Source organism: Psychrobacter muriicola 2pS, from assembly GCF_904846535.1.
Lineage (GTDB): Bacteria > Pseudomonadota > Gammaproteobacteria > Pseudomonadales > Moraxellaceae > Psychrobacter > Psychrobacter aquimaris.
Map to the genome: position 1 here is coordinate 180,674 of NZ_CAJHBC010000001.1, position 23,522 is coordinate 204,195.

The following is a 23,522-nucleotide window of genomic DNA, read 5'->3' on the forward strand; positions in this document are numbered from 1 at the left end:
AAAACTACGTTTAATGACAGTGACCCTATTTGCTTTTGAGCGCTTTATGGTAGCATAAACAACTTTAGCGCAGATGATTGAAAAGAGCTCTTATGACAACCACGACCCCATTGCTTCTAATTACCGCTGATCCTAGCCACCCGCTTGCCTATTTAGCGCTACGTTATGCACGCGCTTATCTGCAAAACGCCGCCAATAAAAAAGATACCAATGATAATACCACCTTAAACGTATTTTTTTATGGCGATGCGGCTAATACTGCCAATGATCTACGCTGGCAGTCGGCAGACCAAATTAATTTGACCAAAGAGTGGCAAACACTCGCTGAGCAGTTCCAGTTAGCGCTGCCCGTCTGTGTCAGTACCGCGCTCAGTCGCGGCATTAGCGACACAGGTAACAGCAAGCGCCATCAACTTAATGGTGACAACCTTGCTACTGGATTTTCACTGGTCGGACTGAGTGAGCTTGCGATGATGATGCAAGGCGACTGTCGTTTGATGCAGTTTTGATCACTTGCCGTGCAGACAGACTACATTTTATGATAATAACTATCAGCGACCAATTAGAGTAGGAATTAACCATGAGACTATTAATTCAGCTGCACACGCCGACTGAGATGGCGAGTTATGAAGGCTGTGCGCTTGCATTAACGCTAGCGACCTTTGGTCATGAAGTACAGCTGTATTTAGATGCGCCTGTTTTTGGTTTATTGATGCAGCCTGCGTCGCGTTTGCACGGCATGATTCAGTCGCTTGAGCTATATGACATGCCAGCCGCTTGGCTACCTGACGATGTCTTTAGCGGGTGGGTCACTGGTATGCTGCCTATTGATTTGGCTTCACAATTGACATTGATACCTGAAGTGGTAAATTCATCAGATTTTGAGCAAATACTAAGATTTTAGCATCGCAATTTTATTTGTAATACTTTAAATACTAGGGTATGTCCTCATTTTCAAAATAAGATAAGTTTTAGCTCATTTAGATATTAATTGATTGAATTGAGTACATGCCCTATCCTACATCTAGCAAAAAATCGGACACTGTTATGGCAACTTTATATCAAATACACAGCACAATGGATACACTCAGGCGCAGTGTCGATGAGATGTCGCGCACATGGCGCACTGGTGATAGCATACTCTTACTTGGTACCACCGTGGCTTTTATCAGTTGGCTTGATGCGTATTTGAGTGATAGTGAAATACAAGGCATCGCAGATATTTATGCCTTAGCCGATGATGTGGCACAGCTGAGCACCAACACTAGCGCGAAGCTCAATCTAGAGACTAAGTTGAGTGGGCTGTTAACGGATGCAGAATGGGTCAATCTGACTCAGAATACCAATGCTAGTAATACCAACGCTAATAATGCGGAGTTTGATAAAGTAGTGACCATCGCCCTATGAATAACGATAATACGACCAATCACAATATAACGGCAATCAACGTTGAATTAGATCAAGATGGTCATTTATGTGACCATAACATTTGGACCCCTGATGTTGCTCAGCAATTGGCCAACACTCTAGAGGTACAACTAGAGACTGAGCACTTACAAATATTACAACAAGTACGGGCATTTTTTATTCAGTTTAATCACGCACCAGCCACGCGCCCACTGATTAAATGGTTGCAGAAAACCTTACCCGAGCATGATATTAGCAATCAGAAACTACAGCAGTTATTCAAAACTGGCTTGGTCGCGCGTCATGTGAATCGCTTGGCGGGCTTACCCAAGCCACCCAATTGTTTATAAGGCCTATGGCTGATGAATTGTTATGAATGGCGATGAGCACCTGAATTTTGTGTGATCGCCTTTAGGGTCTGTTGAACATACCAATATGGTACTGCCAGCGGCTATTTTGGATCATATACCGTTAAGGTTTCATAGCCGATACTACGACCTTCATCGCCAGTAAAGCCTTGCTGACGCCATACCTCATACAGACATATCGCCACACTATTCGATAGGTTCAAACTGCGTGAATCAGCCAGCATTGGCAACCTTAGCCAATTATCAACGCCAATATCTTCACGAATATCATCTGCCAGACCTGCTGTTTCAGAGCCAAATACTAAGGCGACATTAGGTATCTGATCAGGCAGCAGAGCACTATCTGTTTCTTCAGTCATCGGCTGTCTACCAAAGTCATAGTCATAAAAAGGCTTGCTCAGCTTGGTGGTCAATGCTGTGACAGTATGACAATCGGCTGCCTGTAGCGCCAGTTTTGCTGCCGCCCAATCATCATGTACTTGTAGGCTCGCGTATTCATGATAATCCAAACCTGCACGACGTAGCTTTTTATCATCAAGCTCAAATCCTAACGGCCTAACCAAATGTAGCTGCGCGCCCGTGTTGGCACATAAGCGAATAATATTGCCCGTGTTGCTAGGCATTTTGGGCGCTACCAACACAATATGGGTGGTCATATCGACTCCTTAAGTCATTAAATCTGCGAGTTATCGTTAATCGAAGATAACGTGGACAGACTCTATTAAAATGATGATTAATTGAATTTATGAACAAAGAGTAAGTAAAAGTTACAGTTTACTGCCAATAATTACATTTTGATACTGTGCACGGTTTTTAACTTTCACTATGATGTCTCTAACGGATATCGAGATAGTATTTATCAATTGTTATCTTATCCAAAACCCCTCAGTGAGGCTCAAGCATAGCGCTTAGCATCACTGTTATTATTTATAACGACCTATTTTGAGGATTCTATTATGAAAAAAGTAATCATCGCATCTTTAACTGCTATGTTTGTTCTAACTGGTTGCAACACTTTTAAAGGTTTGGGTCAAGACGTATCAAGCGCTGGCCAAGCTGTTACTGGCGGCGCACAAGACGTACAAAATAAAATCTAAGTATTGATTTTTTTAGCGTATTTAAAAGGCTTATCATCTATGTGATAAGCCTTTTTTTATGACGGTATTTTTTTGATATTAAAGACACGCTGAACATCTCCACTTATAAGAAGGCTCGCAATATCTGATTGAGATAACGTTGACCTAACAATGTTGGCTGTAGGCGCTCCGTATTGTCTACTAGCAGTCCCTGAGCAATCAATTGCGCCACTTGTACAGCAATATCATCATAACTCAGCCCTGTCCTTGCAGTAAACATCGACCAAGCGACGCCGTCATGTAGACGTAGCGCATTAAGCATAAACTCACTGACCAATTCATCACTGTCAATTTCCTGCCAACCCACCATTTTTGGTGCTTTTTGTCTAATAGAAGAGTCAGTGATATGTTGATAATCCACATAATCTTTAGGCAATCGTGATTTACTAAAACGATAAATACCAGAATCTACTAGCAAGTCATGCTTTAACCCATTCTCTGTTAAGGCTGATGCTTCATCAGCAATCGTTACTTTGCCATGTGCACCTGCACCAATCGCTAGGTAATCACCAAATTGCCAGTAATTAACATTATGACGGCATGCTTTATCTGAAGCGCCTGCCCACGCGGACACTTCGTAATTGCGGTAGCCCAATTGCTGTAATAACGCTTGACCTGCCTGCTCAATATCTGCCAAGTTATCTTCATCTGGTAAAATCGGCTGGCTGCGGTAAAACACCGTATTGGGCTCAATCGTTAATTGATACCAAGAGATATGCGTCGCCCCAGCATCATGCGCCATCTGGATATCGTCCAGCGCCTCATTCATCGTTTGCTGCGGCAGCCCATGCATCAAATCGACATTGACTCGCTCAAACCCAGCTGTGCGAGCCGCATGAATCGCCGACAATGCTTGTGCAGGGTCATGTATGCGGCCAAGGGTTTTGAGCTTATCAGCAGCAAAGCTTTGTACACCAATCGACAGACGATTGATACCCACCTCTAAATATTGGGCAAAAGGCGCATGCTCAAGCGTGCCTGGATTGGCCTCCATAGTCACTTCAATGCCATCAGCAAACTTAAAAATGTTACGTAAGCCAGTAAACAATCGCTGGTATTGCGCAATCGGTAGCAGTGAAGGTGTACCACCACCGATAAAAATCGAACTAATTTCTCGCGCTTGGGTTAACGGCTGCTGTATGGCGGCATCTGACAACAGCGCATCCACATATTCGTCATACATAGATAGCTGAGTATCCATCGGCAGCTCATGCGAATTAAAATCACAATAAGGGCATTTTTTGACACACCACGGTATATGAATATAAAGTGCCAGTGGAATGGCGCTTACCTGTATCCCACTCGCAGTATTATTAAAAGCGCTGAGATTATCAGAAAAATGAGCAGGTTTAATATTTGACATAAACGAAGGTATCTATAAAAAGAGTTACATAAAGAGATAACTGCTGTCACTAGCAGAAAGTAGCGCTAGGATAACGGCTAATGTGATTAAAAAAAAGGCTATCTTAAAGAAAAGCAGATCAATAACAAAACCAATCACAAATATTCATGTTAACCGTGTCCTTTTATAGGCAAAATAGTGAAGAATGATGGCATAAAATGACATTGCAAATAATGAATGGCTAATAATGATAAATAGGATAGAGATATGGCTTATTGGTTAATGAAATCCAACCCCAAGTTTTTTGGTATTGATGATTTGCACCGTTTAGAAACAGACAGTTGGGATGGCGTACGCAATTACCGCGCTCGTAACTTTATGCGTGATGAGATGCAGGTCGGCGACAAGGTATTCTTTTATCACTCTAGCGCCAAACCATCTGGCGTCGCTGGTATCATGACGGTAAGCAAAGCAGGCTACCCTGACCCTTGCCAGTTCCATCCTGAGCATCGTCATTACGATCCTATTGCCACCGAAGATGAGCCACGCTGGTATATGGTAGATGTCACTTTTGAGCAAGCCTTTATTGATATTCTACCACTATCAGCACTTAAATTTTTACCCGCACTTGAAGATTCATTATTAATGAGAAAAGGCTGTGAACAACTTACCGTTATTCCACTAGACGCCAAACACTGGTACGCCATTATGGATATGGCAGAAACACTTAATCTGCTATCTGCGCAACCAGTGGTTAAATCGTAACGATTACGTAAGGTTTTTAGTGTTATCAACGAACACTTATTGATGCGCTGCCTGCAAAAAATTTGCTATATTTGCGATTTGTCTTCAAAAATTCATTTATCGATTTTCTTTATCACACCTTCACCCCCATTATCAGGACTCGCTTATGAGCGCACCCAAACTACTATTATCTGTATTAACCGTCAGCATGTTCAGTCTGACTCTTAGCGCCTGTGGCAGTGACGGGGACAAGGTCAAAGAGGAATATGACCGAGTAGAAGATCAGGTAAAAGATGAATATGATCGTGTGGAAGACAAGGTCAAAGAAAAGTATAAAGAAGTCGAAGACAAGCTGAACGATGATGAAAAATCCATGGCTGAGATTTTAGAATCGGTATTTTTACCAGAAGAGTCACTCGATAATTTCTTGGATAAAATAACCCCAGAAGGCGGTCGCGGCGGTTTATATGTCGGACACTTCATTGAGATTGACGATGGTGACAACGACGATATCGATATCGGTGCCGTTTACTTTGACATCAGTAAAGATGGCGCTGGCAGCGTCGATGGGAGCGTTAGTTATCAGCAGCAAGCCTGTCAAGAAAACAATACTCTGGGTATCAACTCAGCCATTAAGGTTGACAACTATATCGCGGGTAAAATAACAGGCAGTCTCGATACGTTAGCGTTCTTAGACATTAAATATGTCAATGATTTGGGCATAGAAACACCAAACTTATTAACCACCTTTGCGGGGAGCTTTGAGGAAAAAGAAGCAGGATCACCTTGGAAAGGTAGCTTTGAATATCAGGATGGCATCGGCGGTAAAAAATTAACAAGTAGCGAAAAAAATTGCAACGTCACTTACACCATCAGCGATCGCTCTAACTTTAAGACTTACCCACTTGATTATAGTCTGGGAAAAATGACTCTTGATGTCATCGGTAATGGCAGTCAAAAGACCGTCACTTGGCAAAATCCTGCCAATACCAAGCATCTACTGGTCAGCCAAATTGATGTCAATAAAGCCGAGTCTGGTGCTAACGGCTATGTGCAGAACGTGATATTGAGTAATCTTGAAACGCAATTTGCCCCTGTCATTCCAGCTAACGCCACCAATTACGCTATTGTCGTACAAGCCTTTGATGCGAATAACACCTTGATTGGCTATCAAGCAGTGGTGCAAGATTTGCCTGAATCGTTATAAATGCGTGCTGGTATACCTATAAGTTAGAATGGTTATCGTCAATTCCATACTCTATTGAATCGATCATCTTTCACAGTCAGTTCTTAAGAGCCATATAACGCTTTTAAAGCGTTGACATCATAGCTTGGCTTCTTTACCATCATATTTATTTATAACCCGTCAATCCAAGCAGTGGATTGACGGGTTATTTTTATTTTTGTGCCTACATTTTTTTTCATACTCTGCCTATATGGGCTTGCTCATATTATTTATCGGAGTATTATCGTCGGCACGAATCCCCTTTTGATATCCAGCCAAAAAACAGAATTAGCTTGGTAAAACTTGCTTAGGGCGTATCCTCATTTTAAAAATAGTGATACCAGTGGAATAAATTGTCATCAAACCCAAAAAATAGCGTAAATAGCATGGGGTTAGTATCCAGCTGTTTGGCAATGTTTGATAAAATTTAGCCATTTTCAGCTCATTTAGATGGCCATCGATTGAATTGATAAGATGCCCTAAGTCTCATGAATGTCTTACTTGCACTCGTTTACCTTTCTGCTCAGATTTTTGGTCATGGTATGACTGTCTCGCTATTTTTTTGTTGATGGCAATATTTGCTCATCTATCATAATTACCGCAAAGAATAAAAAGTTGCTCACTATGGTTTTCCCATTATCTTTTAGAGATTTTAAAAGCTACAGCTTACGCTTAGGCGTGCTCGCGCTTCCTATTTTAATTACTCAGTTTTGCCAAGCCGCACTTGGTGTGGTCGATGCTATCATGGCCGGTCAAGTCTCCGCGCTTGATTTGGCTGCCGTAGCCGTTGGCTCTGGTATTTGGCTGCCTCTGTTTTTATTAGCCACTGGTATTTTAATCGCCACTACCCCTCTTATTGGTGAGGCTATCGGTCAAAATAATCACCATCAAGTACCGCATATCACGCAGCAATCTTTATGGACCGCCGGTGTGATTGGTATTATGGGCTTTATTATTGTTAATTTAGCCCCCAATGTACTTGGGGTCATGGGTGTGCCTGAAAACATTCAACCGATAGCAACGCAGTATTTACATGGCGTGTCGTTTGGTTTTCCTGCATTGGCTGTCTATGCGGTGCTACGCAGTTATTGCGAAGCACTTGGGCGACCTGAGCCGGTGACCGTTATCAGTATTATCGGGCTACTTGCTGATATTCCACTTAACTATATTTTTATCCATGGTCTGTTTGGCATGCCTGAAATGGGCGGTGCAGGCTGCGGGGTCGCAACGGCAATAGTGTTATGGATAAACGTTTTATTGCTGGCGGCTTATACCAGCTTCACTAAGCGACAGCAGTTTGCCAGCACGCGCTTTTTTTATGCATTTGCCAGTCCTAATCGTGCACAGATCAAGAAACTCCTTAAACTTGGTATTCCGATTGGTATCTCTATCTTTTTTGAAGCCAGTTTGTTCAGCTTGGGTGCTCTTGTTATCAGTCCATTAGGTGAGCTAGCAACCGCATCGCATCAAGTAGCATTAGCGGTGACCTCCCAACTGTTTATGATTCCGATATCTGTCGCTATGGCACTGACAATTATGGTATCCAATCGTTTTGGCGAAAAAAACCTGATGGCGTTACGTCAAGTGCAAGCCACTGGTCTTATCTGGACAGTATTGATTGCACTCACGTGTATGCTTGGTATTTGGCTATTTAGGCCGCAGTTGGCAGCCGCATTCTCTGATAACCCAGCCGTTATCACACAATCTATGCATTTACTCATTTTTGCACTTGGTTATCAGCTGTTTGATGGCTGGCAAGTCAACGTCGCTGGTATATTGCGCGGCATGCAAGACACCACGATACCAATGTGGGTCACGTTGTTTTGTTACTGGCTGGTGGCATTGCCACTCGGTGTTTATTTGGTGCGCTTCACCGATGTGGGCGCACAAGGGTTTTGGATGGCATTAATCACGGGTTTATTCTTATCGTCTATTCTACTCACCCTACGCCTGCGCTATCAACAAAAGCGTCTAACGGCGATGTGGGGTTAATGCATCAGATATACTGATGTAAATGCAATATCTACTAACCATGACTAGCACTACATGGTCACATAGACTATGATAAATCATTGAGCATTTCTTACTCGTAAGAAATGCTTACGTCATAATATGTAAAAAAACTCAGTTAACAACTGTACATCGATTGCTCATTGCCATGAATATAGGTATCATTAGCAATTACCTACACAATATTTAGTTACACTATTTCTTGAAATTAGTAGAAGGCAAAATTAAAACTATGGATATTGAAAAAATACGCACCCTAATCGCCCTTATGGAAGAAAGTGAACTGGTTAATTTAGAAATCAGCTCAGATGATGAACATATCAGCTTAACTCGTCACTATGATGCGCCCGTACCGACTATGATGGCTGCACCTGCTGCGGGCGCTGCCCCTATCGCTGCTGAAGCAAAACCAGCGGTAAAAGCGGGTAGCGTTGAGACATCACCGATGGTTGGTGTTTACTACTCAGCCCCTAGCCCTAATGATCCGCCATTCGTCAAGGTCGGACAAAAGGTACAGGCTGGTGACACCTTGGGCATCATTGAAGCCATGAAAATCATGAATCCTCTTGAGGCAACCCAAAGTGGTGTCGTTGACGAAATCTTAGTCGATAATTCCGAAGTGGTACAGTTTGGTCAACCCGTCATACGCTATAAAGCTTAACGACAATATTTACCAACCTTTACCTCATTATGATAGAGATTTCGTTATCATTTGGCATTTTTGCTTGAGTTATTTTATCTTTATTGTAGCTCAATTTAATAGTTCCTAAAATAACGACTCTATCAATGACCGCCGCTTCGACAAGGATGACCCCATGATAAAAAAACTGCTCATCGCCAATAGAGGTGAGATTGCCCTACGTATCGTTCGAGCCTGCAAGGCCCTTGGTATAGAGACCGTCGGTGTCTACTCCACAGCTGATGCAAACTTGATGCACCTGCGCTTTGTTGATGAGGCAATCTGTATTGGCAAACCCAATGCCAATCAAAGTTATCTTGATATCAATACTATTTTAACCGCAGCTGAAATCACTGGTGCCGATGCTATTCATCCGGGTTATGGTTTTTTGGCTGAAAATGCTGAATTCGCTGAACGCGTCGAAGAAGCAGGTCTCACTTTCGTTGGTCCTAATGCTGATCATATTCGTTTAATGGGCAATAAAGTCTCTGCTATTAATGCGATGAAAAAGGCTGGCGTACCCACCGTCCCTGGCTCAGTAGGCGCGGTGACATTGCATAATGCTGAAGAACAAGCACGCAATATCGGCTTTCCTTTATTGATCAAAGCCGCTTCTGGTGGCGGCGGTCGCGGTATGCGTGTGGTTGAACGCTTCGAAGAAGTCATCGGTCAAGTACAAGCTGCTAAGCAAGAAGCTGAGCTGTGGTTTGGCGATGATACCGTGTATATGGAACGTTACCTACAAAATCCGCGCCACGTAGAGATACAAGTGCTTGGCGATGGTAACGGTAATGCCATTCACTTATACGATCGAGACTGTTCATTGCAACGTCGTCACCAAAAAGTATTAGAAGAAGCCCCTGCGCCTGATATTCCTGACGATGTGCGTCAGCCTATCTTAGATGCTTGCGTTAAAGCATGTGAGTTGGTGAAATATCGCGGTGCGGGTACTTTTGAGTTTTTATTTGAAAATAATGAATACTTTTTTATTGAGATGAATACTCGTGTGCAAGTTGAGCATCCAGTGACTGAGATGATTACTGGCATCGACGTGGTCGTCGAGCAGCTAAAAATCGCAGCCGGTTACGGTTTGTCTTATCGTCAAAGTGAGATTGAGATTCAAGGTCATGCGATTGAATGTCGTATCAATGCTGAAGATCCAGCCACCTTTATGCCTTGTCCTGGTACAGTCACTCAGCTGTTTGCACCCAGTGGCGCTGGTGTACGCTTTGACTCGCACCTCTACCCGGGCTACGAGATTCCAAGCTATTATGACTCATTAATTGGCAAGCTGATCTGCCATGGTCAAACGCGGCAGCAAGCCGTATCTAAGACGCTACATGCACTCGATGAATTGGTAATTGAGGGTATTAAAACCAATATCCCACTACATCGTGATGTAATTTTGGCAGATGACAATTTCATCAATGAAGCACAAAATATTCATTACCTTGAAAGAGAGCTTCTGACTGGCAATAAAACGAAGACGGATGTATAACCTATTTTATTGTTGAGCATAAAAAAAACCGCTATCGATCATTGATAGCGGTTTTTTTATGTTTCTATTTTAGAAAAAGACGGTCTTAAGTATTATAATTAACGATAAAGTGCTATGGCAACACTCTATTAAAATTCATAAAGCATTCATTACCATCAGGGTCAGCACACCACTGCATTTGGTTGCCATCGTGGTTTAAAAACGCAATCAACGCTTCATCAGTTTGATCAATCTGGTTGCCTGAACAATCTACTTCATTATTGTCATACACTGTTTTCAGCGCAATAATGGGCAGCCCTTCTTCACGGTGCGTGATTAAATAACGGCCGTATGTCCATTCTTTGCCGCTCACTGCCCACATCTCATTATCAGCTGCAAAATTATATAGCTCGCGGCACTGGTTCGCTTTTTTAGCAGAGGCCGTTAACTGGTTGTTAGTATTTGGCTTAATATTAAGGACGCGCTTTTCACTCTGCTCAAGGATACCGCCTTCTTTGCCAGCAGTCACTTTAGGCTCGTCACTTTTTGTCTGTTGCGAGTCTTTTGATATAGCTTGTCTGGCTTTGGCTTCTTTGGTCATCGTGATACTACTGTCTAAGTCTATCTCCCATTGTCCCGCGATAGCTGGGCTGATATGAGTGGTAATAGTCGGTTTAGTGACCACTTCGCCATTCACTGGCAATGACGCCAGGATAGCGGCCAATGAAAATGAAGCAAGTGAGATAGGTTCCATAATTAACCTTTTGTTTATAATAATATAATAGTATGCGTTATGTACATTAGCGTAAGTCTTAGACATCAAAAACACAAGTAACATTATGCTATTAGTCGCGATGCTTTAACCAACTTTGAAATAGGCGATAGTCATAAAGTCTCAATTTCTGCATTTATGCTGTCTTTTTTCATGCAAAAAATAACGCCATCGCTTTACTTGCTAAAGACAAGAAGCGACAGCGTTATAGGTAAAAATTATGAAAACGACCATAAAAATATTAAGCAGCGGCAGTGCTAACTGCTTGAGCAAACGCTGATAATGCGCCTTTGAGCATCGCTGATACAGTACTGCTACAAGTACCAATACCAGAATAAACCTCCCCATCAACATTCAACTGAATGTAAGCAGCGGCGTTAGCATTGGTTTTGTTGTCATTATTGGTATCATCATCGATGCCATCACCGCTATTGTGCTGCGGATTAATCGCATGCTCCGCGTAGTTGATGACATGTATCGATTTGCCAGTGTGCTGGGCAAGTCCGTCGATAAATGATGATAATGGGCCATTGCCAGTGCCATCAATATTAATAACGTCCCCATTCATTTGTACTTGACCATTAAAGTAGACTTCACCACCTTTGTTGTTTACGCTATAGTCTAATAGCTCAAAACTGCCTTGCTGTAAATACGTGTCTTCAAATGTTTGTAAGATTTCATCATTCTGCAATTCACGAGCAGCTGATTCAGCTTGCTTTTGTACCACGCCGCTAAAGTCAATCTGCATCCAACGTGGCAAATTAAAGCCATAATTACGCTGCAAGATGTAGGCGACACCACCTTTCCCAGACTGGCTATTGATACGTACCACATCTTGATAGCTACGACCAATATGTGCAGGATCAATTGGCAAGTAAGCCACATCCCAAACGTTATCTGTTTCATCCTGATGTTTCTCGTTATAATCGAGAGATTTTTTGATGGCATCTTGGTGTGAGCCGCTAAAGGCCGTAAAGACCAATTCGCCGACGTATGGATGACGCGGATGTAAGGGCAAATTGTTACATTCGCTCACGACCTGTACGATTTCGCTCATATTGCTAAAATCAAGCTCTGGATCGATACCTTGGCTAAACAAGTTCATGGCCATGACCATGATATCCATATTGCCCGTACGCTCACCGTTACCCAATAGCGTACCTTCGATACGATCGGCACCCGCCAATACCCCAAGCTCTGCTGCTGCCACCGCACAGCCACGGTCATTATGAGTGTGCAAGCTGACGATGACATGCTCTCGCTGGGGAAGATGACGGCAGAAATATTCCACTTGATCAGCAAAAACATTGGGCATAGACGCTTCAACGGTTGCTGGCAAGTTTAAAATAACTTCCTGCCCATTTTGTGGCTGCCATACTTCACAGACCGCGTCACAGACTTCTACGGCATATTCGGTTTCTGTTTGACTAAAGCTCTCTGGTGAATATTGGAACACCCATTCCGTCTCAGGATACTGAGCCGCATACTGCTGTAATAGCTTGGCACCAGTGATGGCAATTTCCTTAATCTCGGCTTTGTCTTTACCGTAGACTTTTTCACGTTGTACACGGCTGGTTGAGTTATAAACATGGACGATGGCACGCTTCGCGCCTTTCAATGACTCAAACGTACGAGCTATCAAATGCTCACGAGCCTGCACTAATACCTGCAAAGTTACATCGTCTGGGACATGATTTTCTTCGATAAGCTTGCGAGCAAAATCAAACTCAACCTGCGCCGCTGATGGAAAGCCGATTTCAATCTCTTTAAAACCAACCTCAACCAAGGTCTTAAAAAAACGCATTTTTTGTTCGATAGTCATTGGATCAATCAGTGCTTGGTTGCCATCACGCAGATCCACACTTGCCCAGATTGGTGATTTTTCAATCGTTTTGCTTGGCCAAGTACGATCTGACAGCGATGGCGCAAAAGCAAATGGACGATATTTTTTATAATCAAAAGCGGCATTTTTGGGTGTAATCTTTGCAGCTGTTGAGGCTACAGTGCGTTTGGCTTGGTCAGACATAATCAATCCTTAGATGATATGGGAATTTATGTTTTTAGCTGGACGGCTGGTGATCAGATCAATGTTTATCATACGAGATAACCAATGTTTATACCATAATAATATCAGAGTTTATGCAATAGAAATCAGCTTTCTTCTATAATATATGGCGCTATTTTAGTGAAAAAATACAATTTAGTTAGTATAATTAGATGAATTCACTAATAAAGCAAAAGCTCATGCCAAACAGTCATCTAGATAACCCACTTTTAGCCGATATTGATGCGACCGACCGACAGCTATTACGCGTATTGCAAACTCAAGCACGTATGAGTATCACCGAGCTTGCCGAACACGTCAACCTTTCAGCCACGCCTTGTGCACGCCGTATTAAACGCTTAGAAGATGCTGGTATTATCACGGGTTATCATACCAAAACAGATGCGCAAAAACTCGGCTACCCGCTCGCCGTCTTTATCGCGATTAGCATGGATCGCCATACGGCTGAGCGCTTTGAGCAGTTTGAGCTTAAGATTCAAAGCTTTGATGAAGTCATTAGCTGTAGCATTGTCACTGGTCGTACAGAAGACTACCTTATAAAGGTAAGGGTACGCGATATGGCACATTATGAGGAGTTTTTATTACACAGGCTCAATCGTATCGAAGGTGTCGCCCAAGTGCATACCAGTTTTGAGTTGCGAGAAGTATTTAGCCGTAGTGTGGTTTAAAGGGTAGTCGCTGGCTGTCGACGAAACAATAGTAATAGCACCAGTCCAACAATCAATCCAGCGGCGGCAACGAGTAACCCTGCATTGAAGTTGTCGTCCTGCCCTGCCAATGCTACCGTCACCAATGGTCCCAAGAACTGACCCAATGCGTAAGCCAACGTTGCCAGTCCTATCAACAAATTTGAGTAAGCAGGATTGATGTTTTTAATCAAAGTGAGCGTCATCGACACCATACCTACGAATGTCAGCCCTAAAATAGCAGCATTACCATACAAACCAATAGCGCCGTCGAACCATATGGGCAAGCACATGCCGAATGCTTGTAATATCGTTAAGCCTATTAATGTTTTTATTTCACCAATTCGTTTGGCAAGTGCGCCCCACAGTGGATTTGATAACATCGCAAACACACCAACGAATAGCCAAATGAGCAATCCAGCATACGTCTGCGTCGTGAGCCGCTGTGCGGCCATGACTGGCAAAAAGGTCGCAGAGGTAATATAACCAAATCCTGCCAGTACATAACTCGCTGACAGCAAAGCAATAGCCTTACGATGACCAGCAATGGCCTCATACAAAGCGCGTTTAAAATTAACGTAGGTTTGATGCATAGATAGGTGCTGATGCACAACATGCGATTCAGATGACTTAGGACTTGCTGGCTTTATTGCCCAAAGTAACCACAAGAGTGGCAGACTACTAAGCCCTGCTACCAACCAGATGACATCAAAATGATAGCCTAATATTAACACCCACCACGTCAGTATGGCAGAAGCACTGATGCCAACGCCGATGCCTGCATAGTGCACTGCTGACAGTACAGAACGGCGTTCAGGACTTAAGCTTTGGATAACAAACGATGAACTTAAAATCATCGCTACACCGCTTGCAATACCTGCGATTAAGCGAATGCTATACCATAGAGTTAACGACATATTAGGTATGACAAGTAGCATCGTTGTGACGACACTTATAATTGCCCATAGTGTCAGCGCCTGCCATGTCGAGCGCTGAGGGATAAACATGGCGATAAGGGCACCGATAAAATAACCGATGTAATTAATAGAGGCGAGCCAGCCTGCAATCGTCGTCGAAATCGACAGTTGCACCATAATATCGGGCAAGGTAGCAGTAAACAAAAAACGCCCATAGCCCATGACCACTGCCATGCAGTAGAGACCTATAAAAGCAATGGCCGTTTCATTGGTAATATTAGGAAAAGCACGGCTTTTGAGAGCAGTCATCATGACAGAGCCATTTTGCGGCAATTAGCACACAATCCTTTGTGTTAAAGCATTCAAGAACAGCAGCGGATTAATAATCAAACATATAAGCGAAAGCTACGATACGCTTGCTCTTGGCGGCATGGTCACATCTGTCTCTGTGTGTCCTAGCATTTGTACGCGTTGATCACTAAACATATCCATGTCAGGCGCAAGCGTACGCATAAAGCGGTCAAAATACAGCATCTGTTTGGTCAATAAAGCAAAGTCACGTGGGAAATGAATACCATGACGCTTGCCAACTTCGACAATCTCAAGCATCATTTGATTCAGCTCATCCGCTTGCTCTTTGCTATTAAAGGGGACACCGCTGGTAAAAGCTTTGTCCTCTGCCATGATGGTTTTCATCATACGCTGCAAATCATCACCCAATGCCGCCACATCGACCTTATTACTGCCATGGGTCATTTCCATATCAATCATATGACGCGCCATTGCTTGATAATCACTGTCCTGCATGGCTTGCATCATACCCATGCATGCGCGCCAGCTTTCAGCTTTCAGTTTACCGACAATACCAAAATCTAAAAAGCCGATACGACCATCAGTCAATAGCATCAAATTGCCCGCATGTAAGTCAGCATGGAAACTATTGCATAGCATCAGACTGGCAAACCACGTATTCAAGGTATCCGCCATTACTTGTGCTGGATCATTACAATACTGACGCATAAGCGACTCATCAACCATAGAAACGCCATATAGACGGCTCATCGTCAGTACTCGCTTGGTGGTCAAATCTTCATATACTTTTGGTGCCACTACCCGAGTATTACCTGATACGGCTAAAAACTGCTGAAAATCACGGATATTTTGTGCCTCAGCGATAAAATCAGTCTCGGCCAGCATGCGCAGGCGAATCTCATCAATAATCGGCGCAATACTCGCAAACTTCATCGACGGCATAAGGATCTCAAGTAGCTTGGTTACTCCGTGTAATACGCCCAAATCAGTTTGCATGATGGTTTCGACGCCAGGCTTTTGTACCTTTAATACAACTTCATCACCATTATGCAAACGTGCCGCATGAACTTGAGCAATAGAGGCTGATGCTAGCGGCTTTGAGTCTATATGGGCGAACTTATCATCGAGCGTCATGCCATCAGCAGCCAACTCTTCTTTTAGCACCTGCTCGATATAAGCGTAAGACAATGGCGTGGTCTGATCCAAACAGCTCTGGAAGGCATTGACATAATCACGTGGAAACAGCGACGGCGTACTGGCAATAAACTGACCAATCTTGATATAAGTCGTGCCCAACTGCTCAAACGTTTCTTTTAGTAATGTGGCGTCAGGTTTCTCACCTTTTGCCACTCTCAGCGCAGACAGACCTGCCACACTCGCTGTTTGGCGAACACGGTTAACAACATTAAAAGTATGCTTTAATAAATGCGGACGATGAATTTTCATAAAAAAACAACTATGGTCATAAGAAGGATGTTTGAAAATAGATAATGATGCTTTGGCTATAAGCTAAAGATGCACTGAAGGCACATTATTCAATTGGGACTGCTACAAACAGGACACTCGGCATCTTGGCGATAGCCCATGAGCCTTTGCTGCATTTGGCTACCATCCCATATTAATAGCTTATTTGTCAGTGGATTTTTGGTTAATCCCAGATACTGCAGTGCGGCATTCGCTTGCAAATTTCCCATGACAGCAGTGGTACTGGCAAGCACACCTGAGTTAGCACAGGTACGCTCATCAGCCTCTGCATCAACCGTCACTGAGCCAAATACGCAATGATAACAACCGGTATTCAAATGCGGCTCAAACAATGCTAGCTGCCCTTGCATCGCAATCGCCGAGGCAGATAGTAGTGGAAGCTGATAGCGCACGCTAATACGATTTATAATGTCACGCGTCGCAAAATTATCAGTGCAATCTAAAAGTAAGTCAGGCCTGCCTGTCGCCATATCAAGCAATTCATAAGCATTGTCTTCACTTAATCTTGACACTGTACCGCGAGCAGTAATTAAAGGGTTAATACGCTCTAACATTCGCGCCGCTGTTAACGCCTTAGGCTTACCGATATCTTCAGGTAAAAACAGTGTTTGGCGCTGTAAGTTGCTGGCTTCAATAACATCATCATCTATCAGATGAATTTTCCCAAGTCCTGCACGCACCAGCGTCTCAGAAGCAGGACAACCAAGCCCACCTGCGCCTATCATGACCACACGAGCTGATTTTAAGCGTAGTTGAGCGTCAATATCCCAGCCATCGAGCAATATCTGCCGCGCATAACGTAGCAGCTCATCATCCGATAACTGCACCATCTCTTCTACCATACTCATTCACAACCTATGATTAAAAATCGAACTACTATAGAACTTATGACAACTGAAACCTTATACCATTTCCAAAAATTTGAGTAGCAAGGAAAACGAGTGCAAGTACTACATTAGTAGACTAAACGAGTTTGACTCCGCTAATCATATTTTTTGGGATTGGTACTAAATGCGACCAAGCGTGACACGATCATTACCACCATAATCTTGTACTGTGTGTACTGACTCAAAGTTACTGTCTACAAACAGCTTGCGAACGGCATCACCTTGATCAAAGCCATGTTCAATCGCGAGAAGTCCACCGACCCGCAAATATTTCGGTGCCTGTCCTACGATAGTCTCTATATCGGCAAGCCCATGATTGGGCGCACTTAAGGCACTAATAGGTTCGGCGACAAGGCGTGCCAAATGCTCGTCTGCTTCATCGATATATGGTGGATTAGAGACAATCACATCAAATAATAGCTCATCATGACTAGGCAGCTCGTCATACCAACTGCTTTGTATAAACTCAATATCAGCAACATCATTGATAGCTGCATTGTGCTGAGCAACCTTAAGCGCTTCTGGCGACATATCCACTGCGACGACTTGCCAGCTTTCTATCTTACTGTTTGAACGCTTTGTATTTAACTCATGTGCAAGGCTAATCGCGATACAGCCTGAACCTGTCCCTAAATCCAATAACCGTTTTGGGCGGACGCTGTTTGGCTGAGCATTTATCCAAGTTAACACTTGCTCAATCAGTATCTCAGTATCAGGTCGTGGAATTAAAGTATGCTCATTTACTTTAAAAGTAAGCGACCAAAATTCTTGCTGTCCCGTCAAGTATGCCAAAGGCGTACCCTGCCGTATCTTGGCCACACCTGCATTGAATTGCTCAATTTCGCTGTCCGTTAATTGATAGTCTTCATCCGTCATTAAGGATATCGCAGGCTTATCGATGACATATAATAGCCAATCGGTGAGCCAAAATGGCGGCAAATTGCTGTTTGCAGCCTCATTTGTCAACTGCTGAATGTCCTGCTTCATTTGACGAATGGTCGATGCTGTCATAAGTAACTCTTAAAAATATTATGAATCAATGAAAATAACAATACTGTTTAGCCTACTCTGACGCACGTGGTGGTTCTTTGGTATCAGTCAGGTTTGGATTCGCCTTGGCTAACTTATCACTGCTTCCATTACCGCCGCTTCCATCATTATTGTCATCGTCATAAATATCATCGTTATCGCCGATGACGATATGTTTATCAACAAAGTAAATCAACGCCAAAATTGGAATACCAATGGCAAAGGTAAAGATAAAGAAAAATGGGTAGCCCATATTGTCGACGATAGCACCAGAATATCCACCCATGACTTTAGGAATGAGCGTCATTAGTGAAGAGAAAATAGCGTACTGTACTGCCGTAAAGCGGATAGAAGTCAGCGCTGATAAAAAAGCAATAAAGACAGCACTAGCAAGACCAGCCGCCAAGTTATCAAATATCACTGCCATATACATGATTGGCAGACTGCCTGGATTATACGTCAATACCACAAATAGTAAGTTGGTCGCACAAGCGAGAATAGCGCCAATCATCATGGCATGCATAATGCGGAAACGCTGTGCCAGCAGCCCTCCTAAAAACCCACCCGCAATTGCCATGATCACACCAACCAACTTTACCGCATTGGCAATGTCAGTTTTACTAAAGCCCATGTCCTGATAGAAGACGTTGGAAATAACGCCTGCTACGATATCTGAGATACGGTATAGCCCGATGAGCGCCAATAGTAATAACGCCTTTTTGCCATAGCGTCTAAAAAAGTCCAAGATCGGCTCGACCCAAGTTGCCATGGCTACTTCTTTTTTCACCAACCCAACTTGTACCAATGCATAACCTGCCGCCATCGCTACACCCAAGCTTATCAGCAGATGCAATGTTTCTACAAAGAAGCTAGAAAACGCACCTTCGAACTCTGGCAGTACTTGTCCCATCAATATATAAGCGGCGATAAAAGCGATCACAGAAAATACAAATAGCGACACCAATCTCACATAATCTTCGCGAGTCTCAGCAACCAATGGGGCTTTATTAATAATTTTTGGTTGATTAATGATGAAATACAACAGCAGCAAAGGGGCACAAGCGACCAATGCCAAAAAGTAAAACTTAATCGCTGGCATTACCATTAAAGGTATAAATGCCAAGGTGCTATCAAATACTGTATTAATTAAAATATTGATCAGATAGATAACGCCAAAAAGTAAACCTGGTATGAGTAATAAAGCAGAATAAATAAGAAATACCTTAAGATTGCCTTTCTGCTTTTTACTTTGCAACGTTTCGGCCGTTGGCTCATAGCTAGCAAACGTCGTTAATACGCCTAAAGTCATGACACCTGCCATGATGTAGTAAGTATTTCGCCATGCCTCATAACTATAAAAAGTCTCATTCGAGCCAAAAAAATCTGCCAAATATAAAGCACCTGCCCCCGCGACGATCATGCCGATGCGATAACCTGATACATAAATAGAGGATAAAATAGATTGCATCGATGGCGGTGCAAGCTCGATGCGGTAGGCATCAATAACGATATCTTGGGTAGCAGAAGAAAAGCCAAGCAGCACTGCAGCACCTGCCATGTAGACTAAAACATCTTCACTAACTGGATTAACATTTGCCATCGAAAAAATAGCCAATATGATAAGCAGCTGTGATACCACCATCCAACTGCGTCGACGACCTAGCCATTTGGTCAAAAATGGCACAGGAAGCGCATCAATCAATGGTGCCCAAATAAATTTAAATGAATAGCCCAACGCTGCCCAACTGAACATGGTCACAACGCTACGATCAATGCCTGCCTCTCTGAGCCATAATGACAAGCTTGAAAAGATAAGCAGTATAGGAATACCCGCTGAAAAGCCCAAAAACAACATGATAATGACACGAGGGTCTAAATAGGCCTTTGCAGCCTCTCCCCATGATTTTTTGGCAATTGGTTGATTGGGCGGCACAGATTTGACAGCAGACATAATAACTCACCAACACTTAAGATAAAGAACACAACTGCGCACAATTTTTATCAATCATTAGCATCATCTATCGGTAACTGACACTGATAAATAGCACTGACAAACGGGATCGATAAAAATTGCTTAACGTTGCACAAATACAGCCATTACAACAAAATTGAATTATGGTACTTGAGAACCTCTACGTTGACTAGATGTTTTTGCACTAACTGACTGATTGTGGCGCTTGCACGGTGGCTTATATTTCGAAGTAGTAACACAGGTTATATCAATCTTTCCCTAATGTTAGGTTATCCATAAGTTTTCTTACCAATCTCTCTCATTAAAGATGTCTGACAATGCTTTTATTTATAGGTAATATATAGATAGAGGTAGAATCATCACAAGCTTGATTGGCTTATCACCATCCTACCCAGTAATACGAACAGTGGCGTTAATAGCAAGCTGAATGAGTTACCACACAAAGATTCCATGATTAATAATTTAAAACTTATAATTCTTATATATTAGTTTTATAAATACACAGTGCTTCGTTATGCTCTCTGTATAGCCAATGATTATCTCGATTAACTATTCGTTCTTTTTATTATCATAGCCTAGGAGTTTTACTATGTCTGATTCAACCAACACCCCAACTGACAAAAATACAGCGCAAGATACCGCTGGTTGCCCCGTAAATCACGAAGGTAGCAACAAGGATGTATCAACCAACACAACGTATGATCAAGGTGACGACCAAGGCCCGACGATTCACAGTGAAAACGTCGATCAGACGCACGCACCGCAGCGCCATAGTATGGGCGGATGTCCTGTCATGCACCAAGCACATACTACGAACGCGTCGGCAGCAACCGACTGGTGGCCCAATGCTTTAAATTTAGATATCTTGCATCAGCAAGATAAAAAAACCAATCCAATGGGTGCAGACTTTGACTATGCTGAGGCTTTTAAACAACTTGATCTAGAAGCGGTTAAAACTGATTTAAAAAACCTAATGACTGAGTCACAAGCATGGTGGCCAGCAGATTGGGGTCATTATGGTGGGTTGATGATTCGTATGGCTTGGCACTCTGCCGGTACTTATCGGCGCTCTGACGGCCGCGGTGGTTCTAACACTGGCAATCAACGCTTCGCTCCATTGAACAGCTGGCCGGACAATGTCAACTTGGACAAAGCACGTCGTCTATTATGGCCGATCAAGAAAAAGTATGGTAATAAACTTTCTTGGGCAGATTTGATGATCCTAGCGGGTAATATGGCTTATGAATCTATGGGCTTTAAGACTTTAGGTTTTGCTGGTGGACGCGCTGATATTTGGCATCCAGAAAAAGATATCTATTGGGGTTCTGAGCGTGAATGGCTTGCTGCTACTAAAAATCGTTATGAAGATGATAATAAGCGTGAATCGCTAGAGAATCCTTTAGCCGCTGTGCAAATGGGCTTGATCTACGTCAACCCAGAAGGTGTCGATGGTAATCCTGACCCAATCAAAACAGCACAAGATATCCGTACGACCTTTGCTCGTATGTCAATGAATGATGAAGAAACGGTTGCCTTGACTGCTGGTGGTCACACAGTTGGTAAATGTCATGGTAATGGTGATGCCAGTCTATTAGAAGATGAGCCAGAAGCTGCTGATATCAAAGAGCAAGGTCTAGGTTGGCGCAATCCTAAAGGTACGGGCAATGCTGGCGACACCGTCTCAAGTGGTATCGAGGGTGCATGGACCACGCATCCAACCCAATGGGATCATGAGTATTTTGAATTACTGTTAAATCATGAGTGGGCACTGACTAAGAGTCCTGCTGGTGCTTGGCAGTGGGAGCCTATCGATATCAAGGAAGAAGATCGTCCTTTGGATGCACATGATCCAAGTGTACGCCGCAACCCAATCATGACCGACGCTGATATGGCAATGATTAAAGACCCTGCTTACCGTAAAATTTCAGAGCACTTTCATCAAAATCCAGAATATTTCGATGAAGTATTTGCAAAAGCTTGGTTTAAGCTTACCCATCGTGATTTGGGGCCAAAATCTCGCTATTTAGGTGCGGATGTGCCAAGTGAAGATTTCATATGGCAGGATCCAATTCCACAGGGCAATGTTAATCTGAGCGCTGATGATATTGCGATCTTAAAAGCACAGATACTAGACAGTGGTATCGATCATCGCGAATTTATTATTACTGCTTGGGACAGCGCTCGTACGTTCCGTGCTTCAGACTATCGCGGCGGTGCCAATGGTGCACGCATTCGTTTAGCCCCGCAAAAAGACTGGCTAGGTAATGAGCCTGAGCAATTGGCTCACGTACTTGAGGTACTCACTGCTATCCAGACGAACTTTAATAAAGACGTCAGCATAGCAGATTTAATTGTGTTGGCTGGTAATGCGGCTATTGAACAGGCAGCAAACGATGCGGGTGTAAAGGTTACTGTACCGTTTACCGCAGGTCGCGGTGATGCTGAAGCGGCAATGACCGATGCGGAATCTTTTGCCGATTTAGAGCCTTTACACGATGGTTATCGCAATTGGGTCAAAGAAGACTACGCTGTTTCTCCTGAAGAGCTGTTATTAGATCGTACTCAGCTGATGGGCTTGACTGCACCCGAAATGGTCGTTTTAATCGGTGGTATGCGTGTCCTTGATACCAACTATGCTCAGAGCCAACAAGGTGTCTTTACTGAACGTGCTGGCACGCTTAGCAATGACTTCTTTGTGAATTTGACAGACATGAGCTATTCTTGGCATCCCGTTAAGACAGATAACAATGATGCCCCTGCCCTCTATGAAGTACGTGAGCGTGCTACTGGCAATGTAAAATGGCAAGCCAGCCGCGTAGACCTAGTATTTGGCTCAAACTCTATCTTGCGTGCTTATTCTGAGCTCTACGCACAAGACGATAATCTAGAAAAATTCGTTCATGACTTTGTAAATGCGTGGAATAAAGTGATGAATGCCGATCGTTTTAGCTAAAAATCCACTGAAATCGATATGCCTTTATCTTAAAAAACCCTCTTTAATGGAGGGTT

The 23,522-nt window shown here is 43.2% G+C and carries 21 protein-coding genes; 12 read left to right on the top strand and 9 right to left on the bottom strand.

Features of this window, described 5'->3' with window-relative positions; genetic code table 11:
* Positions 1-92 precede the first annotated feature (92 nt).
* From tusD to JMX93_RS00775, 4 genes are all read left to right on the top strand, one after another.
* Positions 93-509, top strand: a complete 417-nt coding sequence (gene tusD / locus JMX93_RS00760; RefSeq protein WP_499203568.1) for a sulfurtransferase complex subunit TusD — start codon at positions 93-95, stop codon at positions 507-509.
* Between the two features lie 71 nt (positions 510-580).
* Positions 581-904, top strand: a complete 324-nt coding sequence (locus JMX93_RS00765) for a hypothetical protein (RefSeq protein ID WP_193012234.1) — start codon at positions 581-583, stop codon at positions 902-904.
* Between the two features lie 143 nt (positions 905-1,047).
* Positions 1,048-1,407 carry a hypothetical protein gene (locus tag JMX93_RS00770; RefSeq protein ID WP_443509850.1) on the top strand — a complete coding sequence of 120 codons (360 nt, stop codon included), beginning with the start codon at positions 1,048-1,050 and terminating at the stop codon, positions 1,405-1,407.
* On the top strand, positions 1,404-1,757 hold the full coding sequence (locus tag JMX93_RS00775; protein WP_193012236.1) for a TusE/DsrC/DsvC family sulfur relay protein: 354 nt from the start codon (positions 1,404-1,406) through the stop codon (positions 1,755-1,757). Before JMX93_RS00770 ends, JMX93_RS00775 begins: the two co-directional genes overlap by 4 nt.
* Positions 1,758-1,858: 101 nt before the next feature.
* On the opposite strand, the gene JMX93_RS00780 is transcribed toward JMX93_RS00775, so the two are convergent.
* Positions 1,859-2,431: a tRNA (cytidine(34)-2'-O)-methyltransferase gene (locus JMX93_RS00780; RefSeq protein ID WP_499203569.1), complete on the bottom strand. Its 573-nt coding sequence runs from the start codon at positions 2,429-2,431 to the stop codon at positions 1,859-1,861.
* A 300-nt stretch (positions 2,432-2,731) separates the two neighbouring features.
* Here JMX93_RS00780 and JMX93_RS00785 point away from each other — a divergent pair, with 300 nt between their 5' ends.
* A complete protein-coding gene (locus tag JMX93_RS00785; RefSeq protein ID WP_193012238.1) occupies positions 2,732-2,872 on the top strand; it encodes an entericidin A/B family lipoprotein in 141 nt (46 codons plus the stop codon).
* A 103-nt stretch (positions 2,873-2,975) separates the two neighbouring features.
* Here the strand turns inward: JMX93_RS00785 and hemW are convergent, their stop codons facing one another.
* Positions 2,976-4,274, bottom strand: a complete 1,299-nt coding sequence (gene hemW, locus JMX93_RS00790; protein ID WP_193012239.1) for a radical SAM family heme chaperone HemW — start codon at positions 4,272-4,274, stop codon at positions 2,976-2,978.
* A 246-nt stretch (positions 4,275-4,520) separates the two neighbouring features.
* Between hemW and JMX93_RS00795 the strand changes: the two genes are divergently transcribed.
* From JMX93_RS00795 to accC, 5 genes are all read left to right on the top strand, one after another.
* Positions 4,521-5,018, top strand: a complete 498-nt coding sequence (locus JMX93_RS00795) for an EVE domain-containing protein (RefSeq protein WP_193012240.1) — start codon at positions 4,521-4,523, stop codon at positions 5,016-5,018.
* A 145-nt stretch (positions 5,019-5,163) separates the two neighbouring features.
* On the top strand, positions 5,164-6,204 hold the full coding sequence (locus tag JMX93_RS00800) for a hypothetical protein (protein WP_193012241.1): 1,041 nt from the start codon (positions 5,164-5,166) through the stop codon (positions 6,202-6,204).
* Between the two features lie 642 nt (positions 6,205-6,846).
* On the top strand, positions 6,847-8,214 hold the full coding sequence (locus JMX93_RS00805) for an MATE family efflux transporter (protein WP_193012242.1): 1,368 nt from the start codon (positions 6,847-6,849) through the stop codon (positions 8,212-8,214).
* A gap of 250 nt (positions 8,215-8,464) precedes the next feature.
* Positions 8,465-8,893 carry an acetyl-CoA carboxylase biotin carboxyl carrier protein gene (gene accB, locus JMX93_RS00810; RefSeq protein ID WP_198331938.1) on the top strand — a complete coding sequence of 143 codons (429 nt, stop codon included), beginning with the start codon at positions 8,465-8,467 and terminating at the stop codon, positions 8,891-8,893.
* A gap of 154 nt (positions 8,894-9,047) precedes the next feature.
* On the top strand, positions 9,048-10,409 hold the full coding sequence (gene accC, locus JMX93_RS00815) for an acetyl-CoA carboxylase biotin carboxylase subunit (protein ID WP_193009167.1): 1,362 nt from the start codon (positions 9,048-9,050) through the stop codon (positions 10,407-10,409).
* A 112-nt stretch (positions 10,410-10,521) separates the two neighbouring features.
* Here accC and JMX93_RS00820 read toward each other — a convergent pair whose 3' ends face one another.
* Both JMX93_RS00820 and leuA read right to left on the bottom strand, forming a co-directional pair.
* On the bottom strand, positions 10,522-11,142 hold the full coding sequence (locus tag JMX93_RS00820; RefSeq protein WP_193012244.1) for a hypothetical protein: 621 nt from the start codon (positions 11,140-11,142) through the stop codon (positions 10,522-10,524).
* A 259-nt stretch (positions 11,143-11,401) separates the two neighbouring features.
* Complete coding sequence (gene leuA / locus JMX93_RS00825) at positions 11,402-13,186, bottom strand: 2-isopropylmalate synthase (RefSeq protein ID WP_198331941.1); 1,785 nt, start codon at positions 13,184-13,186, stop codon at positions 11,402-11,404.
* Positions 13,187-13,404: 218 nt separating this feature from the next.
* On the opposite strand from leuA, the gene JMX93_RS00830 reads away from it, so the two are divergent.
* Complete coding sequence (locus JMX93_RS00830) at positions 13,405-13,893, top strand: Lrp/AsnC family transcriptional regulator (RefSeq protein WP_193012246.1); 489 nt, start codon at positions 13,405-13,407, stop codon at positions 13,891-13,893.
* Here JMX93_RS00830 and JMX93_RS00835 read toward each other — a convergent pair.
* From JMX93_RS00835 to JMX93_RS00855, 5 genes are all read right to left on the bottom strand, one after another.
* Positions 13,890-15,140 carry a YbfB/YjiJ family MFS transporter gene (locus JMX93_RS00835; protein ID WP_499203570.1) on the bottom strand — a complete coding sequence of 417 codons (1,251 nt, stop codon included), beginning with the start codon at positions 15,138-15,140 and terminating at the stop codon, positions 13,890-13,892. The genes JMX93_RS00830 and JMX93_RS00835 overlap by 4 nt on opposite strands.
* A 93-nt stretch (positions 15,141-15,233) precedes the next feature.
* On the bottom strand, positions 15,234-16,586 hold the full coding sequence (locus JMX93_RS00840) for an AarF/UbiB family protein (RefSeq protein ID WP_496190558.1): 1,353 nt from the start codon (positions 16,584-16,586) through the stop codon (positions 15,234-15,236).
* Positions 16,587-16,675: 89 nt separating this feature from the next.
* Positions 16,676-17,473 carry a HesA/MoeB/ThiF family protein gene (locus tag JMX93_RS00845; RefSeq protein WP_193012249.1) on the bottom strand — a complete coding sequence of 266 codons (798 nt, stop codon included), beginning with the start codon at positions 17,471-17,473 and terminating at the stop codon, positions 16,676-16,678.
* A 159-nt stretch (positions 17,474-17,632) separates the two neighbouring features.
* On the bottom strand, positions 17,633-18,523 hold the full coding sequence (gene prmC, locus JMX93_RS00850) for a peptide chain release factor N(5)-glutamine methyltransferase (protein ID WP_499203571.1): 891 nt from the start codon (positions 18,521-18,523) through the stop codon (positions 17,633-17,635).
* Between the two features lie 52 nt (positions 18,524-18,575).
* Positions 18,576-20,492, bottom strand: a complete 1,917-nt coding sequence (locus JMX93_RS00855; RefSeq protein WP_443215765.1) for an AmpG family muropeptide MFS transporter — start codon at positions 20,490-20,492, stop codon at positions 18,576-18,578.
* A 796-nt stretch (positions 20,493-21,288) separates the two neighbouring features.
* Here JMX93_RS00855 and katG point away from each other — a divergent pair.
* The gene (gene katG, locus JMX93_RS00860) at positions 21,289-23,466 is read left to right on the top strand and encodes a catalase/peroxidase HPI (protein ID WP_499203738.1); all 2,178 of its coding nucleotides are present in this window, start codon (positions 21,289-21,291) and stop codon (positions 23,464-23,466) included.
* The last annotated feature ends 56 nt before the right edge of the window (positions 23,467-23,522 follow it).

Coding starts and splice junctions, on each gene's coding strand:
- tusD (WP_499203568.1), top strand. CDS start 93: ATGACAACCACGACCCCATTGCTTCTAATTACCGCTGATCCTAGCCAC.
- JMX93_RS00765 (WP_193012234.1), top strand. CDS start 581: ATGAGACTATTAATTCAGCTGCACACGCCGACTGAGATGGCGAGTTAT.
- JMX93_RS00770 (WP_443509850.1), top strand. CDS start 1,048: ATGGCAACTTTATATCAAATACACAGCACAATGGATACACTCAGGCGC.
- JMX93_RS00775 (WP_193012236.1), top strand. CDS start 1,404: ATGAATAACGATAATACGACCAATCACAATATAACGGCAATCAACGTT.
- JMX93_RS00780 (WP_499203569.1), bottom strand. CDS start 2,431: ATGACCACCCATATTGTGTTGGTAGCGCCCAAAATGCCTAGCAACACG.
- JMX93_RS00785 (WP_193012238.1), top strand. CDS start 2,732: ATGAAAAAAGTAATCATCGCATCTTTAACTGCTATGTTTGTTCTAACT.
- hemW (WP_193012239.1), bottom strand. CDS start 4,274: ATGTCAAATATTAAACCTGCTCATTTTTCTGATAATCTCAGCGCTTTT.
- JMX93_RS00795 (WP_193012240.1), top strand. CDS start 4,521: ATGGCTTATTGGTTAATGAAATCCAACCCCAAGTTTTTTGGTATTGAT.
- JMX93_RS00800 (WP_193012241.1), top strand. CDS start 5,164: ATGAGCGCACCCAAACTACTATTATCTGTATTAACCGTCAGCATGTTC.
- JMX93_RS00805 (WP_193012242.1), top strand. CDS start 6,847: ATGGTTTTCCCATTATCTTTTAGAGATTTTAAAAGCTACAGCTTACGC.
- accB (WP_198331938.1), top strand. CDS start 8,465: ATGGATATTGAAAAAATACGCACCCTAATCGCCCTTATGGAAGAAAGT.
- accC (WP_193009167.1), top strand. CDS start 9,048: ATGATAAAAAAACTGCTCATCGCCAATAGAGGTGAGATTGCCCTACGT.
- JMX93_RS00820 (WP_193012244.1), bottom strand. CDS start 11,142: ATGGAACCTATCTCACTTGCTTCATTTTCATTGGCCGCTATCCTGGCG.
- leuA (WP_198331941.1), bottom strand. CDS start 13,186: ATGTCTGACCAAGCCAAACGCACTGTAGCCTCAACAGCTGCAAAGATT.
- JMX93_RS00830 (WP_193012246.1), top strand. CDS start 13,405: ATGCCAAACAGTCATCTAGATAACCCACTTTTAGCCGATATTGATGCG.
- JMX93_RS00835 (WP_499203570.1), bottom strand. CDS start 15,140: ATGATGACTGCTCTCAAAAGCCGTGCTTTTCCTAATATTACCAATGAA.
- JMX93_RS00840 (WP_496190558.1), bottom strand. CDS start 16,586: ATGAAAATTCATCGTCCGCATTTATTAAAGCATACTTTTAATGTTGTT.
- JMX93_RS00845 (WP_193012249.1), bottom strand. CDS start 17,473: ATGAGTATGGTAGAAGAGATGGTGCAGTTATCGGATGATGAGCTGCTA.
- prmC (WP_499203571.1), bottom strand. CDS start 18,523: ATGACAGCATCGACCATTCGTCAAATGAAGCAGGACATTCAGCAGTTG.
- JMX93_RS00855 (WP_443215765.1), bottom strand. CDS start 20,492: ATGTCTGCTGTCAAATCTGTGCCGCCCAATCAACCAATTGCCAAAAAA.
- katG (WP_499203738.1), top strand. CDS start 21,289: ATGGGCGGATGTCCTGTCATGCACCAAGCACATACTACGAACGCGTCG.